This is a genomic window from Luteimonas sp. RIT-PG2_3 (assembly GCF_054902115.1).
In genome coordinates, this window is record NZ_JBUBPF010000015.1 from 57,020 (window position 1) to 73,727 (window position 16,708).

Consider the following 16,708-nt stretch of genomic DNA (forward strand, 5'->3'; position numbering starts at 1 on the left):
CATTGCGATCCCCGTGAGCCAGATGAAACGCATCCAGCCAAGCTTCCCCACGCGCCGCACGGATCGCGCGCGCAGCGATCTCCGCGACCACCCGCCCGACCGATGGCTGTCCGCGTCAGCGCAGGCATTGCGCCCCTTGTCTCCGGGTGCGGCATGACACGCAGGATTCCTCTGGACGTCATCGATGACCAGGGCAACTCGCTGTACGTCAGCGAGCGCAAGATCTATCCCCGCGACGTCTCCGGGCGCCTCAACAACCTGCGCATCGCCGCCGTGATCTGGCTGCTGGGCATGTTCTACGCCTTCCCGTGGCTGCGCTGGGACGGGCGCCAAGCCGTGCTGTTCGACCTGCCCGCGCGCAAGTTCCATGTCTTCGGCCTGACGTTCTGGCCGCAGGACTTCCTGTTCCTGGCGCTGCTGCTGATCATCGCGGCGATGGCGCTGTTCTTCTTCACCGCGCTCGCCGGACGGCTGTTCTGCGGCTATGCCTGCCCGCAGACGGTGTGGACCGAAGTCTTCCTGTGGATGGAGCGCCGCACCGAAGGCGACCGCAGCAAGCGCATGAAGCTCGACGCCGGCCCCTGGAACCGCGAGAAGCTGCTGCGCAAGGGCAGCAAACACCTGCTGTGGGCGGTCTTCGCGCTGTGGACCGGTTTCACCTTCGTCGGCTTCTTCACCCCGATCACCGAGCTGTCGACGCGGCTGTGGTCGCTGTCCTGGGGCGGCTGGGAAACCTTCTGGGTGCTGTTCTACGCGCTGGCGACCTGGGGCAACGCCGGCTTCCTGCGCGAGCAGGTCTGCAAGTACATGTGCCCCTACGCACGCTTCCAGAGCGCGATGTTCGACCGCAACACGCTGATCATCGCCTATGACCCGATGCGCGGCGAACCGCGCGGCCCGCGCAAGCGCGGCCTCGGCAGCGTGCTTGAGCGCGCGCGCGGCCTGCTCGACAAGATCACCGCCTACGACTACGTCTTCCGCACCCACCACCACCCGACCGCGGCCGACAACCGCCTGCAGGTCAGCAAGACGATCACCTTCGACGGCGACCTGGCCCAGGCCGAGCCGCTGCCGAAGTTCGCGCCCGATGCGCTGGGCGACTGCATCGACTGCACGATCTGCGTGCAGGTCTGCCCGACCGGCATCGACATCCGCAACGGCCTGCAATACGAATGCATCGCCTGCGGCGCCTGCATCGACGCCTGCGACGAGGTCATGGACAAGGTCGGCTATCCGCGCGGCCTGATCCGCTACGCGACCCAGAACGCGATCGACGGCAAGCCCACGCGCGTGCTGCGTCCGCGCATCTTCCTCTATGGCACGCTGCTGCTCGGCTTCATGATCGCCTGGGCCGTCGGCGTGGGCACGCGCAGCGACCTGATCGCCGAAGTCCTGCGCGATCGCAACGCCCTGTACCGCGAGACCGCCGACGGCACCATCGAGAACGGCTACATGCTGAAGCTGGTCAACAAGACCGACCGCGCACGCAGCTACCGGGTGCGGATCGAATCGGCGACACCGGGCATCGTGTTGAAGGACGCCGCGACCATGGTGCCTGCGGCGCCCGAGGCGGTGGTGTCGTTCCCGCTGGTGCTGACCGCCGCACCGGAGACCGTCAGCGGCCGCCACGACATCCGCTTCTTCATCGACAGCGACGACGGCCGCTCGCACGAGATCGTCGACAGCAGTTTCTTCGGACCCACGCCATGAACGACCCGCAAGACTCCTCGCCCAAACGCTCGCTGTGGGGCATTCCCGTGATGTGGCTGGTGGTCGGCCTGCCGCTGCTGTCGATCGTGGCCGGTGTCGGCCTGGTCGTCGTCGCGGTGCGTACCGGCGGTACCGACGTCGTGCGCGACGAGGTGCAGCGCGTCTCGCAGATCCAGACCACCGACCTGGCCGCCGACCAGGCCGCGGCGCAGCGCCAGCTCAGTGCGCTGCTGCGCGCCGAGGACGGCAGCATCGATGTCATCGCCGTCAGCGGCGATTTCGCCCGCCAGCAGCCGCTGCAGCTGACCCTGCAGCATCCGACCGCCGCCAGCGAAGACCTGGTGCTGGCGCTGAAGCCGTCGGCGACCGGCTGGCACGCGCCACACGCCCTCGACGACAGCCACGACTGGGTCGTGCAGCTGGGCGCCGAGGACGGCAGCTGGCGCTTGCAGGGACGCCTGCCGCGTGCGCAGCACGCGGCACGCCTGGCGCCGGCGCTGACGCCGCATTGAGATGAACGACCGACCCGCCACGGCGGGCTGCCACCACTGCGGCGAACCGCTGCCGGCGCATCCGGTGCGCGAGGCTGGCGCGCCCTCACGCACTTACTGCTGCGGAGGCTGCGCGGCCGCGGCGCGCTGGATCCACGACGCCAACCTCGACGACTACTACCGGCTGCGCAGCAGCAAGTCCGCGCGCGTCGATCCCACGCCGCTGGACCTGCGCCTCTGGGACCGCGACGACCTGCAGCGCGAACACGCGCATGACGTCGAAGGCGGCAGGCGCATCACCCTGCTGACCGACGGCATGCGCTGCGCCGCCTGCGCCTGGCTGATCGACCGCGCGGTCTCGCGCGAGCCCGGTGTCCTCGAGATCACCGCCAACGCCGTCACCGGCCGCATCCGCATCAGCTGGGATCCCGCGCGCGCGCAGCTGTCGCGGATCCTGCAACCGCTGCTCGCACTGGGCTATCGCCCCTACCTGGCCGGCGGCGACGAACGCGAGCGCGCGCGCGTCAGCGAACGCAACCGCTGGTTGCTGCGGCTGGGCGTGGCCGGGCTCGGCGCGATGCAGGCGATGATGATGGCCGAGGCCCTGTACCTGGATTTTGACAACCAGATGCCGGCGGCCACCCGCGACTTCTTCCGCTGGATCACCTTCCTGCTATCGACGCCGGTGGTGTTCTACGCCGGCTGGCCGTTCCTGATCGGCGGCTGGCGCGAACTGCGCCAGCGCCATGTCGGCATGGATGCGCTGATCGCCACCTCGACGCTGTTGGCCTACTTCGCCAGCCTGGTCGAAACCATCCGCGGCGGCCCGCACGTCTGGTACGACGCTGCCGTCATGTTCGTCTTCCTGCTGCTGGCCGCACGGATGCTGGAACAGCGCGCGCGCCACTCGGCGACCGCGCAGGTCGATGCGCTGGCGCGCGCACGCCCGGCGTTCGCGACCCGCGAGCGCGCCGATGGCAGCCGCGAGGCCGTCCCCGTCGCCGAGCTCGCGGTCGGCGATATCGTCTGGATGGGCGTCGGCGACAGCGCTCCCGCCGATGGCGTGCTGCTCGATGGCGAAGCGCTGTTCGAGGAATCGCTGCTGACCGGCGAATCCAGCCCGGTGCTGAAACAGCCCGGCGATGCGCTGTATGCCGGCACCGCCTGCCGCGAGATGCCGGCGCGCGCGCGCGTGACCTGCACCGGACCGCAGACCCGGCTCTCGCAACTGACCCGCCTGGTCGAGCAGGCGCAGGCGCACCGTCCACGCGCGGCGCAGTTGGCCGACCGCATCGGCTCGCGCTTCGTGACCGGGCTGCTGCTGACCGCGGTGCTGGTCTACCTCGGCTGGCGCTGGTACGACCCCTCGCGTGCGCTCGAAGTCACGCTGGCCCTGCTGGTCATCAGCTGTCCCTGCGCGCTGTCGTTGTCGGTGCCGACCGCGCTGGCGGCCGCGCACGGCACACTGGCGCGGCTGGGCGTCCTGGCAACACGTCCCGACGCGATGGAGACGCTGGCGCGCGCGACCGACATCGTGTTCGACAAGACCGGCACCTTGACGACCTCGCAGCCCGCACTGGCCAGCGTCGAGACCTTCGACGGCCACGATCGGGAGCGGGTGCTGGCGATCGCGGCCGCGCTCGAACGCGACGCCAACCATCCGATCGCCGCCGCCTTCGCAGCCTTCGACCAGGGGCTGCCCGCGCAGTCGGTCGTCGCAGCGCCCGGGCGCGGTATCGAAGGCGACGTCTCCGGACGGCACTGGAAACTCGGCCAGGCGCTGTTCGCCGCCGGCCGTCCCGACGATGGCCGGCTGTGGCTGGGCAATGGCGTGCAGCCCGTGGCCTGCTTCACCCTGCGCGAGGAAGAACGCACAGATGCCGCCGATGCGCTGGCGCGGCTGCGTGTCCTGGGTCTGCAGCTGCACCTGTCCAGTGGCGATGCCGCGGCGCCGGTCGCGGCCTCCGCGCTGAGGCTCGGCATCGACGACGCACAGTCGCGGCAGTCGCCGGAACAGAAGCTTGCGCGGGTACGCACGCTGCAGGCCGAAGGCCGGATCGTCGCGATGATCGGTGATGGCCTCAACGATGCGCCCGTGCTCGCAGGTGCCGACGTCTCGATGGCGATGGGCGAAGGCGCGTCGCTGGCGCAGCGCGCGGCGGACCTGGTGATGACCGGCAGCACGCTGCTGCGGATCCCGGCGACGATCGCGATCGCGGGGCGCACGCAACGCGTGATCGCGCAGAATCTCGGCTGGGCGCTGGCCTACAACCTGCTGGCGATCCCGCTGGCGGCGGCAGGACTGGTCACGCCGTGGATCGCGGCCCTGGGGATGGCATTGTCATCGCTGGCGGTGACCCTGAACGCGCTGCGACTGACCCGGATGCCGACATGAACCGCGCCACCCTGTCCTGCCTCACACCGATCGCCCGCGACGCCCTGCGGTCGCATAGTGCGACGGCCCTCGCGGACCTGCGCGCATGAGGATCCTGCTGTTGATGATCCCGATCAGCATCGTGCTGCTGGGCGTGGCGATCTGGGCCTTCGCCTGGGCCGTGCGTCGTGGCCAGTTCGACGATCTCGACACCCCGCCCCTCGACATCCTTGTCGATGACGATGCCCCACCGTCGCGCGATGGTCGCGATGGTCGCCACGACGCGGATCCCGCGAGGCACGCAGGCAAGGCCCCTCGCCATAAGGACCCTCGCCACGATGCCGATTGACTGGCTGGTGCTGCTGGCGGCCCTGGTCAGCGGACTGCTGGGCGGCCTGCACTGCGCGGCGATGTGTGGCGGCATCGCTACCGGATTCTCGGCGGCCTCGCCGAGGCATCGCGGCTGGTCACTGGCGATCCAGACCAACCTGGGCCGCGTCGCCGGTTACGTGCTGGCGGGCGCGATCGTCGGCGGCATCGGACATGGCCTGCTGGGCGTGCTCGGCAACCCCTGGCTCGGCATCGGCCTGCGCATGCTGGTCGGTGTCGCGCTGGTGCTGGTCGCCTTGCGGCTGTTCGGGCGCGAGCGGCTGTTCGGCGCGATGCCGCGTCCGGGCCTGCGTGTGTGGTCGTGGCTTGCGCCGCTGCAACGACGCCTGCTGCCGGCCAACACCGCGCCGCGCCGGATCCTGCTGGGCATGCTGTGGGGCTGGCTGCCCTGCGGACTGAGCCTGAGCTTGCTCGGCGTCGCGTGGTTGCAGGCGAATGCGGTCAACGCCGCACTGACGATGGCCGCCTTCGGCCTCGGCACGCTGCCGGTGATGTTGCCGCTGACCTGGTCGGGCCAGCGCATCGTCGGCTGGCTGCAGCGCCCGCGCCTGCGCTATACCGCCGCAGGCCTGGTGCTGGCGATGGGACTGCTGACGATCTCGGCCCCATGGCTGATGCAGGTACCTGCCCTGCACGGCTTGCTGTCGGCGCTGGGCTGCACGCCGCTGCCGCGCTGAACGGCCGTTGGCCTCGCCTGCCGCGCAGCGCGACAGCCATGACGTCACAACCGCGACGGCGCCCGCTGTCCCCGTTGCAACTGGTAGCGCTGCCAGAACGTGTCGGCGATGCGCGCCGCCATGTCGTCGGCCTGCTGCTGCAGGTCCGAATTGCCCAGTTCCGCCGTGGTCTGCGCGAACAGGGCCAGCCAGCGCCTGAACAACGCCGCCTCCATGCCGTCAATGACCATGTGCCGTTGCATCGGCGCGCCACGGAAGCGCCGGGTGCCACGCAGCATCGCCGACCAGAAGTCCACCAGCGTTGCCAGGTGCATCGGCCAATCGTCGACATGCGCCTCGAACACCGGCCCCAGCTGCGCATCGGCGCGCACGCGCGCATAGAACGCATGCACCAGCCGGGTGACCTCGGCTTCGCTGCACAGGTCCGGGCCGGGTGGGCGTGGGGAGGATGGAGAGGTCATCGGGCTCGGCAGCGTGGTGGGCGTGCCGGACGGGCACTCGGCGCGCCTGCAGCGGGTGCCGGCGCGAACATCGACATCATGGACCGCCGCCGCAGACCGCCCAATGATCCAGATCAAGGCATCGCGACGCACATGGTGGGATCATGGCGTCCACACAGAACCCCATCCAAGACGGAGCCCCACCATGAAGACCTCCTCCCTGCTGCTCGCCGTGGCCCTGCTCGGTGCCGGCGGTGCCGCCCAGGCAGCCGCCAACTGCACCATCAAGCTCGACAGCAACGATCGCATGCAGTTCGACCAGAAGACCGTCACCGTGTCGGCCGGCTGTCGCACGATCAACATCGAACTGCACCACAGCGGCGCGCTGCCGGTGACGGCGATGGGACACAACGTCGTCGTGACCACCACCGCCGATGCCGCCAACGTCGCCCGCGACGGCCTCAAGGCCGGTGCCGCCGGCAACTACCTGCCGGCCGGCGACAAGCGCGTGCTGGGCTCGACCAAACTGATCGGCGGTGGCCAGACCACGACCGCGACGTTCCCGGCCAGCGCACTGCGGGCGGGTGGCGACTACACGTTCTTCTGTTCGTTCCCGGGCCATTCGGCACTGATGCGCGGCAAGCTCGTCGTCGCTCCCTGAGCAGCGACCGGCAAATACCGGGCCCACGCCACCGGTCCCATGAAAACCGGGGTCGGTGTCGACGTTTCCGTTTCTGGAAAGTCGACGCCGACCCCGGTTTTATTTCATGCGTTCGCACCGGTTTCTTGATCCAGCTTGATTCCAATCAAGGCGTATTTCCTGCGTGCTCCCTAGCATGGTCGTGGACAAACACAACGACCACAGGAGACCCTCATGAACCGCTTCAGCACCGGCGTACTCGCCGCCGCCATCGCGCTTGCCGCCACGTCGGGCACATCGCCTCCCGCGTATGCCGTCGACGCGCTCGAACTGGCCACGCGCACCCTCGACCAGGCGCCCGACCTGTCGAAACTTCCGCACCAGCAGGTCCAGCTCAAACGGCCGCCGTTCGTGCACGACCACGACCAGGTCGCCAAGGGCGGCCCCAGCGTGGTGCAGTTCACGCTGCCGATCGTCGAACAGGAAATCGTCATCGATGGCGCCGGCACGAAGATGCATGCGATGACGTTCGGCGGCTCCATTCCCGGCCCGTTGATGGTCGTCCATGAAGGCGATTACGTCGAGCTGACCTTGGTCAATCCCGACAGCAACAGCATGCCGCACAACATCGATTTCCATGCCGCGACCGGCGCGCTCGGCGGCGGCGACCTGACCGTGATCCAGCCCGGCCAGCAGGTCACGCTGCGCTGGAAGGCGACGCGCACAGGCACCTTCGTCTACCACTGCGCGCCCGGCGGCACGATGACACCCTGGCACGTCGTGCAGGGCATGCACGGCGCGATCATGGTGTTGCCGCGCGATGGCCTGAAGGATGGCAGCGGCCGCCCCTTGCGCTATGACAAGGTGTTCTATGTGGGCGAGACCGAGTTCTATGTGCCGCGCGACGCCGACGGCAACTTCAAGTCCTACCCTTCGCATGCCGAATCCCTGCCCGACACCTTGCAGACCATGCGCGGCCTGATTCCATCGCATGTCGTCTTCAACGGTGCGGTCGGTGCATTGACCGGCGACAACGCGCTGCGCAGCAAGGTTGGCGAGACCGTGCTGCTGGTGCATTCGCAGGCCAATCGTGACACTCGTCCGCACCTGATCGGTGGCCATGGCGATTACGTCTGGGAGGAAGGCAAGTTCGCCAACGCGCCGATGAAGGATCTGGAGACCTGGTTCATCCGTGGCGGCTCGGCGGGTGCGGCGCTGTACACGTTCCGCCAGCCCGGCCTGCACGTCTATCTCAACCACAATCTGATCGAGGCGATCGAACTCGGTGCGGCCGCGCATATCCGCGTCGATGGCGACACCTGGAACCACGACTTGATGACGACGCCGTCGCCGGTCGGCTCGATCAAACCGGAGACGGACCTGTCGCTGCCCGGCAAGTAGCCGATCGCGGACGTCCCGCACCAGCGTGCCCTGCACAGGCCGTCATCCGCCATGCCCTCACATGGCGCGTTGGCGGCCTGTGCTGTTTCATGCCGCATCGGCGCGACGTCGCATCAGGTTTTGATGCATGTCAGAGCCACCGAAGACTTCAGGATGCGGCTTCCGAAGCCGACACGGTGTCTGCTGTGCGTCGCTTAGAAGAGCAAAAGGGCCGAAGCCGGATCACTGGTGTCGGATTTGCAGCGACGGGTCGGGCTGCGGCTGCTCTTCCCTCGGTCAGGGCATCCTGCCCTGACTCGGGCGCACGCCATCCATGGCGTGCTTGGCGCAACCTCCGCCCGACCCGCCACTGCCGTGCGCGTCAGGATTGCGGCCTCGGCAGGCGCTCGATGCGAGCCCCTCCATCGAAGACATCACACATCCAACAGCAGTGCGTCGCCTTGGCCGTGGATTGCGGAGAGCGGGCCATGGATGGCCCGCGGCGGCGAGTCAGCCATGGGTGAGCAGGGGCTGCTTGCGCGGCATGCCGCGCAGCCCATGCGAACGCCCGGCGTGCTGCGCCGGGCCGGACCGGGCCGCACAGCGGCACGGGCTGACCGAGCCGAGCAGCAATTCCCGGACGGGGCGACGCCGCTTCCGAAGCCCGCCAAGCCAAGCCCTTGCCCTCAAGTCTGAGAGAACAGAGCCCAAAAGCAGATTCGTTGAACCCGGAATTGCAGCGGCGTGCCGGGCTGCGGTTGCTCTTCCCTCGGTCAGGGCATCCTGCCCTGACTCGGGCGCACGCCATCCATGGTGTGCTCGGCGCAACCTCCGCCCGACCCGCCACTGCCGTGCGCGTCAGGATTTCGGCCTCGGCAGGCGCTCGATGTAAGCCCCTCCGTCGAAGACATCGGCCCATCCGACATCAGTGCGTCGTCTCGGCAGGGGATTGTGGCGCGCGGACATGGATGGCCCGCGGCGGCGAGTCAGCCATGGGTGAGCAGGAGCGCGCCACCCCTCATTCCAGCAACAGCAACATGCCCAACGGGTGATGCGTACGCGCGATGCAGTAGATCTGCAGGTAGGCCAGCAGCGCCAGACCGCAGCACAGCGCGCGCGTCCGTAGCGCATACCCAGGCCGCAGCCCGAACACGCCCAGCGTGATGTAGGCCACCAGCATCGTCAGCTTCATCGCCAGCCAGCCATTGGCATACATCGCGCCAGGCAGAATCGTCAGCAGCATCATCGCCGCAGTCAGCAGCGCACTGTCGATGGTGTAGCTCAAGTAGCGCACCGGCGCCGCCCGCGGCCAGCGCATGCCAGCCAATGCAGCGAGGCTGCGGACCGCGAACAAGGCGCCGCTACCCAGCGCCAGCGCGATGTGGACGTGCTTGATCTGCAGATAGAACGCCAGCACCGGATCAGCCCGGCCGACCGTCGACGCGCGGCGACAGGTAAATCCGTCCCAACCGCATGGACCATGGCAGCAAGGCCAGCAACCAGCCGACCGCGGCCAGAGCCTGCCAGGCAGCGCCGTCGGCCACCACCTCGGCGAGGATCCGCACGATCGCCACGCACTGGATGCCGGCAAACGCCCACCAGGCCAGGACCGGCATCTGCAGCGGCCGCCCGGAATGCCCCTGGGTCACCCGCGTCACCATCGCGACCAGCAGGCTGCCGAACATGCCGATGAACAGCGCATGCGCGGGCGCGCGACCGAGCAGGAACTGATCGGTCGCCAGGTAGGCCAGGCTCTGTCCCGCGTACAGCGCGAAGCCCAGCGGCCACCACGCCAGCCCGATGAACAACACCCGCAACAGGCCCGGCGCAGGAGCGCCCGGCCACCAGCGCGACAAGGTGTACAACGCCAGCACCAGCATCGGCACGTCGACCAGCCACAGCCACGCGTAAGCGTGCAGCAGTTCCAGCAGCAGGTGCGCGCCCAGCAGCCCCCACACCAGCGGCAGCCAGCGCATCGGTCGCCAGGCCACGTGGCCGGGCACGACATTGCCGGCGAAAAACGGAAACATGCGATGCGCCACCGTCAGGTACACCGGCAACAGCAGGCCGAAGCTGCCGAGCTTGATGCTGGCCACCATCGCCCAGGGCGACCCGCTGTACAGGAAGTGCACGAAGCACAGCACGCCCAGCAAGCCCAACGCCATCGCCGCGAAGCATGAGCGCGCGTGCCAGGTGCGTCCCTGCTCGGTCAGCAGCAGCCGCCCCAGCAAGGCCACGCCCGCGCACCAGCCCGCGACCGTCATCAGCAGGCCGACCGTCAGCGCCGGCGCGATGCCCAACGCACTACCCAGCAACAGGGCCTGCCCACCGATCAGGCCCAACCCCACCGGCAGGTACTGCCAGCGCGCCAGGTCCGGCAGCCCCATCCAGCGCGGGAACACCGTCAGCAGGAAGCCGAAGAAGAAGCTCGGCAGCACCTGGTACTGCATCACGAACGCATGCAGCCAGCCCGGCCAGGTCGCGGCCTGCGGCATCGACCATAGCCCCGGCCAACGGGCCGACAGCAGCCAGGCGGCCCACCAGGCCATCGCCAGCAGCAGGTTGCCGGCGCCGATGAAGAACATCAGCCGGTGCGGTGCAGCGCCCAGCCAGCGCAGCGATGCCGGGCGCGGCGAGGAAGCGGGTGAGGACGCGGGTGCGGGCGAGGGTGAGGACGAATGCGGCTGCGGCGATGCGGAGGGCTTGTGCATGGCAGCATGATCGGGCGCTGTCGACACCCTGCCCATGACCTGGATCAAGCGCGGCGGTCCCGGATCGGACCGGGCTCCCGGCGTCCTGGCCCTGTCGCGGTGCGCCATGGCCCGCGCGCGACATCTACACGTCCGACGTAGCCCGCCCAGCAATTGTTTTCCCCGAAACTGTTGACACGCCCACCTCGTGCATGGTCTTCTGCCGCTCATGACGCAGCGCAGCACCCTCTTGCAGACCCTTCAGGCCGCCGACACCGGCGCCGGTCGCATGCGGCTGTCCGCGCTGGTGCTCATTAGCCTCGTAGTACTTCTTATTACCGTGCAACAAGCGGGGATGGGGTTTGCGTAGCTGACAGGCAAATCCCAGATCGAAAGATCCAAGACCCCGCGCCCTCACAGCGCGGGGTTTTTTTTTATGACTCCCCCACGTCTTCCCCCACTCCCCGCAGCCGCCAGGACCCTTCCCGTGTCGAACCCCGCCTTCCCATCCGGTCACACCAGCGCCGCGCCCCGTGCGACGGCAGCGGCTGCCGGCTGTGGGCGTGCCACGGCCACCGCCTGCAGTTCGCGCAATGAACGCGCGGGCACAGGCACTGCCTGCACCCCCACCCGCTCGCAGGCGTCGATGACGACACGCGCTGCCAGCCAGGTTCGAGCCATCCCAGCGGCCGGTCTGATCGAGGACATCCTCCCGATCACCGGCCGCAGTCTTTTTGGCGGCCGTCACCGCGCCACCCGCCGCCACGCCCCTTCCCTCTCCTACTGCTCCATTGCACCTTGCTCCATCACTTCATGTTCCACCCCCTCGCCATCCGCACCTCCCCCCGGGTGCTGAGCGGCAAGCGTTTCCTACTTTCAATCAACCAACAGCGGAATCCAGCCTCATGTCCAGCAGCAAACCCTCCATCACGGTCGTCGGTTATGGCAGCCAGGGCCGTGCGCACGCACTGAACCTGCGTGACTCCGGCTTCGACGTCACCATCGGACTGCGCCCCGGTGGTCCGACCGAGCAGAAGGCCAAGGCCGACGGCTTCACGGTCAAGACGCCAGCCGAAGCCGTCGCCAATGCCGATCTGGTCGCGGTGTTGACCCCCGACATGGTGCAGAAGCAGCTCTACAACGACGTCCTCGCCCCCAACATGAAGCAGGGCGCGGTCCTGTTGTTCGCGCACGGCCTGAATGTGCATTTCGACCTGATCTCGCCGCGCGAAGACCTCGACGTCGTGCTGGTCGCGCCGAAGGGCCCGGGCGCGCTGGTGCGTCGCGAATATGAAATCGGTCGTGGCGTGCCGTGCATCTACGCCGTGCACCAGGACAAGAGCGGCAAGGCCGAGCAGTTCGCCCTGACCTATGCCGACGGCCTGGGCGGCGCGCGCGCCAACGTCATCAAGACCACGTTCAAGGAAGAGACCGAGACCGACCTGTTCGGCGAGCAGGCCGTGCTGTGCGGCGGCGCCTCGTCGCTGGTCCAGGCTGGTTTTGAAACCCTGGTCGAAGCCGGGTACCAGCCCGAGATCGCGTACTACGAAGTGCTGCACGAACTGAAGCTGATCGTCGACCTGTTCTACGAAGGCGGCATCACCCGCATGCTCGAGTTCATCTCCGAGACTGCGCAGTACGGCGACTACGTCAGCGGCCCGCGCGTCATCGACGCCAGCGTCAAGGCGCGCATGAAGGACGTCCTGACCGACATCCAGAACGGCACCTTCACCAAGAACTGGGTGGCCGAGTACGAAGCCGGCCTGCCGAACTACAACAAGTTCAAGCAGGCCGACATGGACCACCCGATCGAGGCCGTCGGCAAGCAGCTGCGCGCCAAGATGGTGTGGCTGGAAGGCAACAACATCGCTCCCCAGAAAAAGAACGAGGCTGCGTAATGAACGGTGCCCGCTGGTTGGTGCAAGCCCTGCAGGCCGAAGGAGTCGACACGATCTTCGGTTATCCGGGCGGCGCGATCATGCCGTTTTACGATGCGCTGCATGGCGCGTCGCTGAAACACATCCTGGTCCGCCACGAACAGGGCGCGGCGTTTGCCGCGAACGGTTACGCACGGGCCAGCGGGCGCGTAGGCGTATGTGTCGCCACGTCCGGTCCGGGCGCGTCGAACCTGGTCACCGGCATCGCGGACGCGATGCTGGATTCGGTGCCGATGGTCGTCATCACCGGCCAGGTCGCGACGCCCCTGATGGGCACCGACGCGTTCCAGGAACTGGACGTGTTCGGGATGACGCTGCCGATCGTCAAGCACAGCTTCCTGCTGCGCAGCGTCGACGAACTGCCGCACGTGGTCAGCGAGGCGTTCCGCATCGCACGCTCCGGACGTCCCGGGCCGGTCCTGATCGACCTGCCCAAGGACGTGCAGATCGGCGATGCCGCGCATCTGGGCAGCCACGTGCCCTCAGTGGCCGATGTCGCCCCGGGCGCACCCGACCACAGCCTGCATGAAGCGGTTGCCCTGATTTCCCAGTCCGAACGCCCCGTGGTCTACGGTGGCGGCGGCATCGTGCTCGGCGATGCGCTGGACGCGTTCCGCGAGTTCGCGGACCTGACCCGCATCCCGACCGTGCTGACGCTGCGGGGCCTGGGCGCGCTGGCGCCTTCGCATCCGGCCAACCTGGGCATGCTGGGCATGCACGGTTCGCGCGCGGCCAACCTGGCCGTGCAGGAATCGGACCTGCTGATCGTCGTCGGCGCGCGTTTCGACGACCGTGCGACCGGCAAGCTGGCCGAATTCGCGCCACATGCACGCATCGTCCATCTCGACGGCGATGTCTGCGAGATCAGCAAGCTGCGTACCGCCGACGTCGCGGTCTGCGGCGATGTCGCCGCCAGCCTGCATCGCCTGGCGGCGCCGTGCGCCGCGCAGATGACCGGTCGCCACGCGGCCGCACGCAAGGCCTGGCGCGAGCTGTGCGAACAGCGCCGCCAGAAATTCGCCGCGCGCTACGACGCGCCCGGCAACAAGGTGTTCGCCCCGGCGCTGCTGAAGCGCATGAGCGAGCTGGCCCCCGATGCCGTGGTCGCCTGCGATGTCGGCCAGCACCAGATGTGGGTCGCGCAGCACTGGAAGTTCGACCATCCGCGCAAGCACCTGACCAGCGGCGCGCTGGGCGCGATGGGCTTCGGCCTGCCGGCCGCGATCGGCGCGCAGATGGAAGCGCCTGGCCGCCGTGTGGTCTGCGTCAGCGGCGATGGCTCGTTCCTGATGAACGTGCAGGAGCTGGCGACGCTGAAGCGCTACCAGCTGCCGGTGAAGATCATCCTGCTCGACAACCAGGCGCTGGGGATGGTCCGCCAGTGGCAGGAACTGTTCTTCGACCGCCGCTACTCCGAGATCGACCTATCCGACAACCCGGACTTCGCGGTCGTCGCGCGTGCGTTCGGCATCGATGCGATCTCGGTCGACCGTGCCGACGACGTCGAGGACGCGCTGCAGGCGCTGCTGGATGCGCCAGGTCCGACCCTGCTGCACGTCGCCATCGACACCGCCGCCAACGTCTGGCCGCTGGTGCCGCCGAACCACAACAACGCGCAGATGATCGACGCCGACGAGGCCACCTCGCTCGATGTCGGCGAACCGCCTGCCGCGCCCACCACGCATTCCGAGGAACCCAACAATGCGCTATCAGCTTGAGATGACCGTGCGGCACGCCGAGGGCGCGCTGCTGCGGGTGCTGGGCACCACCGAACGCCGTGGCTTCCGTCCGCTGCGCGTGGAAGGCGATACCGGCGAAGGAGGCGAGCACTGGACGCTGCGCATGACGGTCGAGGGCGAACGGTCCGACGTCGCGCTGCAGGGCCAGCTTGCCAAACTGTATGACTGCCTCTCCGTGCAGGTGCAGCCGTGCCAGTAACCGCCAGCCCCGTGCAGCCCACCAGCAACGTCACCCCGATCGGCACGAGTGGCGACGCCAGCCACGCGCACAAGGTCCAGACCTGGTTCGACGGCGCGCTGGTCGATGCCGACGCGCTGCAGGCGGGCCTGAACACCCATGCCATGCATTACGGCAGCGGCGTGTTCGAGGGCATCCGTGCCTACGCCACCGCCAACGGCGCGGCCGTGTTCCGCCTGCCCGAGCACTTGGAGCGCATGCGCAAGGGCGCCGAGCTGCTGGGCCTGGCGTTCGATGCGCAGCAGACCACCGAGGCGGTGCTGGCGACGCTGCGCGCCAACCAGCATCGCGACGCCTACATCCGTCCCCTGGCCTGGGCGGGCGAAGGCAGCTTCGGCCTGGACGTCGAAGGCCACGTGCAGCACCTGATGGTCGCCACCACTGCGACCCGCGTGCACTTGGCCGGCGGCCGCGCGCGCATCGGCGTCAGCCGCTGGCGCCGCAACCCCGCCGATTCGCTGCCGCCGCTGAAGCTGTGCGGCGCCTACGTCAATTCGATCCTGGCCAAGCGCGAGACCCGCACCCGCGGTTTCGACGAAGCCCTGTTCACCGACCGCGAAGGCTTTGTCGTCGAGTGCACCGGCGCCAACGTGTTCATGGTCAACGATGGCCGCCTGACCGCGGTCGAGCATCGCGATGCGCTGGCCGGGATCACCCGCGACACGCTGATCGCGCTGACCGGCGCGCTGACGCGCGCGGTCACGCTGGAAGAACTGTGCGACGCCGATGAAGTCTTCGCCTGCGGCACCGCGGCCGAAGTCGCGCCGGTGGCGGCGATCGAGGAGCGCAGCTTCGGCAACAATCCGGTCAGCCAGGAACTGGCGGCGCTGTATGCGCGCGTCGTCCGCGGCGAGGAACGTTCGCACCATGCCTGGCTGACGGAACTCTGATGGACCCTGCCGTAGCCAGCACGATCAATGTCACCGCCAGCGACATCCTGGCGGCCCAGGCGCGGCTGCGCCGCTACCTGGACGTGACCCCGACCCACTATGCGGAACGCTTCGGCTGCTGGCTGAAGCTGGAAAATCTGCAGCGCACCGGCTCGTACAAGGTGCGCGGCGCACTGAACGCGCTGCTGGCCGCGCGTGAACGCGGCGACGAGCGCCGCGTCATCACCGCGTCCGCCGGCAACCATGCCCAGGGCATGGCCTGGGCCGCGTACCGGCTGGGTATCCCGGCGATCACGGTGATGCCCAAGAACGCCCCCGAGACCAAGATCGCCGGCGTCGCCCACTGGGGCGCCACCGTGCGCCTGCACGGCGACACCTACGACGAGGCCAAGGCCTTCGCGGCCGAATTGGCCGAGCACAACGGTTTCCGGCTGCTGTCGGCCTTCGACGATCCCGACGTCATCGCCGGGCAGGGCACGGTCGGGCTGGAGATCGCGGCCGCGATGTCGCCCGACGTCGTGCTGGTGCCGATCGGCGGCGGTGGACTGGCGTCCGGCGTGGCGCTGGCGCTGAAATCGCAGGGCGTCAGGATCATCGGCGCGCAGGTCGAAGGCGTCGACGCCATGGCGCGTGCGCTGCAGGGCGACCGCAGCCTGCGCGACCCGGCCGCGACGCTGGCTGACGGCGTCCGCGTCAAGGTGCCCGGTTACCTGACCCAGCGCATCCTGGAAGACCTGATCGACGACGTGGTCATCGTCCGCGAGGCCGAACTGCGCGAGACCCTGGTCCGCCTGGCGCTGGAAGAACACGTCATCGCCGAAGGCGCCGGCGCCCTGGCGCTGGCCGCCGGCAAGCGCATCGCCGGCAAACGCAAGTGCGCGGTGATCTCCGGCGGCAACGTCGATGCCGGCGTGCTGGCGCGGCTGCTGTCCGAGGTCCGCCCGGCCCCGCCGCGACGCCCGCGCCGCCGCACCCGCGAGCCGGTCGCCGCCGTGCTGTCGCCGCCGACCCCGGCCGAGGTCCAGGCCACGGCTGCAGCGGCAGCAGCAGAGGCCACGGCCAGCGCCGCGACCGTCACCGATGCAACCGTCGCGGACGTGCCTGTCACGGCC

Annotated in this window: 15 protein-coding genes; 12 read left to right on the forward strand and 3 right to left on the reverse strand. The window is 68.7% G+C overall.

Features of this window, described 5'->3' with window-relative positions; genetic code table 11:
• Window positions 1-153 precede the first annotated feature (153 nt).
• From ACYX7E_RS17340 to ACYX7E_RS17360, 5 genes are all read left to right on the forward strand, one after another.
• Window positions 154-1,710 (forward strand): 4Fe-4S dicluster domain-containing protein, encoded by a 1,557-nt coding sequence (locus tag ACYX7E_RS17340; protein WP_462081854.1) that lies wholly within the window; start codon window positions 154-156, stop codon window positions 1,708-1,710.
• On the forward strand, window positions 1,707-2,222 hold the full coding sequence (locus ACYX7E_RS17345; protein WP_462081855.1) for a FixH family protein: 516 nt from the start codon (window positions 1,707-1,709) through the stop codon (window positions 2,220-2,222). Before ACYX7E_RS17340 ends, ACYX7E_RS17345 begins: the two co-directional genes overlap by 4 nt.
• 1 nt (window position 2,223) lies before the next feature.
• Window positions 2,224-4,596 carry a heavy metal translocating P-type ATPase gene (locus ACYX7E_RS17350; protein ID WP_462081856.1) on the forward strand — a complete coding sequence of 791 codons (2,373 nt, stop codon included), beginning with the start codon at window positions 2,224-2,226 and terminating at the stop codon, window positions 4,594-4,596.
• Between the two features lie 85 nt (window positions 4,597-4,681).
• Window positions 4,682-4,924 (forward strand): cbb3-type cytochrome oxidase assembly protein CcoS, encoded by a 243-nt coding sequence (ccoS, locus tag ACYX7E_RS17355; protein ID WP_462081857.1) that lies wholly within the window; start codon window positions 4,682-4,684, stop codon window positions 4,922-4,924.
• Window positions 4,914-5,642, forward strand: a complete 729-nt coding sequence (locus ACYX7E_RS17360) for a sulfite exporter TauE/SafE family protein (protein WP_462081858.1) — start codon at window positions 4,914-4,916, stop codon at window positions 5,640-5,642. Before ccoS ends, ACYX7E_RS17360 begins: the two co-directional genes overlap by 11 nt.
• A gap of 44 nt (window positions 5,643-5,686) precedes the next feature.
• On the opposite strand, the gene ACYX7E_RS17365 is transcribed toward ACYX7E_RS17360, so the two are convergent.
• The gene (locus ACYX7E_RS17365) at window positions 5,687-6,103 is read right to left on the reverse strand and encodes a group III truncated hemoglobin (protein WP_462081859.1); all 417 of its coding nucleotides are present in this window, start codon (window positions 6,101-6,103) and stop codon (window positions 5,687-5,689) included.
• Window positions 6,104-6,287: 184 nt separating this feature from the next.
• Here ACYX7E_RS17365 and azu point away from each other — a divergent pair, with 184 nt between their 5' ends.
• Window positions 6,288-6,743, forward strand: a complete 456-nt coding sequence (gene azu / locus ACYX7E_RS17370) for an azurin (protein WP_462081860.1) — start codon at window positions 6,288-6,290, stop codon at window positions 6,741-6,743.
• A gap of 213 nt (window positions 6,744-6,956) precedes the next feature.
• Window positions 6,957-8,123 (forward strand): copper-containing nitrite reductase, encoded by a 1,167-nt coding sequence (gene nirK, locus ACYX7E_RS17375; RefSeq protein WP_462081861.1) that lies wholly within the window; start codon window positions 6,957-6,959, stop codon window positions 8,121-8,123.
• Between the two features lie 997 nt (window positions 8,124-9,120).
• On the opposite strand, the gene ACYX7E_RS17380 is transcribed toward nirK, so the two are convergent.
• Complete coding sequence (locus ACYX7E_RS17380) at window positions 9,121-9,519, reverse strand: SirB2 family protein (RefSeq protein ID WP_462081862.1); 399 nt, start codon at window positions 9,517-9,519, stop codon at window positions 9,121-9,123.
• Between the two features lie 4 nt (window positions 9,520-9,523).
• Window positions 9,524-10,813 (reverse strand): NnrS family protein, encoded by a 1,290-nt coding sequence (locus tag ACYX7E_RS17385; protein ID WP_462081863.1) that lies wholly within the window; start codon window positions 10,811-10,813, stop codon window positions 9,524-9,526.
• An 884-nt stretch (window positions 10,814-11,697) separates the two neighbouring features.
• On the opposite strand from ACYX7E_RS17385, the gene ilvC reads away from it, so the two are divergent.
• The 5 genes from ilvC to ACYX7E_RS17410 form a co-directional block, all read left to right on the forward strand.
• Window positions 11,698-12,690, forward strand: a complete 993-nt coding sequence (gene ilvC / locus ACYX7E_RS17390) for a ketol-acid reductoisomerase (RefSeq protein ID WP_462081864.1) — start codon at window positions 11,698-11,700, stop codon at window positions 12,688-12,690.
• The gene (gene ilvG, locus ACYX7E_RS17395) at window positions 12,690-14,447 is read left to right on the forward strand and encodes an acetolactate synthase 2 catalytic subunit (RefSeq protein ID WP_462081865.1); all 1,758 of its coding nucleotides are present in this window, start codon (window positions 12,690-12,692) and stop codon (window positions 14,445-14,447) included. Before ilvC ends, ilvG begins: the two co-directional genes overlap by 1 nt.
• Complete coding sequence (locus ACYX7E_RS17400; protein ID WP_462081866.1) at window positions 14,431-14,667, forward strand: ACT domain-containing protein; 237 nt, start codon at window positions 14,431-14,433, stop codon at window positions 14,665-14,667. The genes ilvG and ACYX7E_RS17400 overlap by 17 nt, the downstream gene beginning before the upstream one ends.
• A gap of 11 nt (window positions 14,668-14,678) precedes the next feature.
• Window positions 14,679-15,596, forward strand: a complete 918-nt coding sequence (locus ACYX7E_RS17405) for an aminotransferase class IV (RefSeq protein WP_462081867.1) — start codon at window positions 14,679-14,681, stop codon at window positions 15,594-15,596.
• Window positions 15,596-16,708: threonine dehydratase (locus tag ACYX7E_RS17410; RefSeq protein ID WP_462081868.1), on the forward strand; the 1,113-nt coding region annotated here is incomplete at its 3' end. The genes ACYX7E_RS17405 and ACYX7E_RS17410, both read left to right, overlap by 1 nt.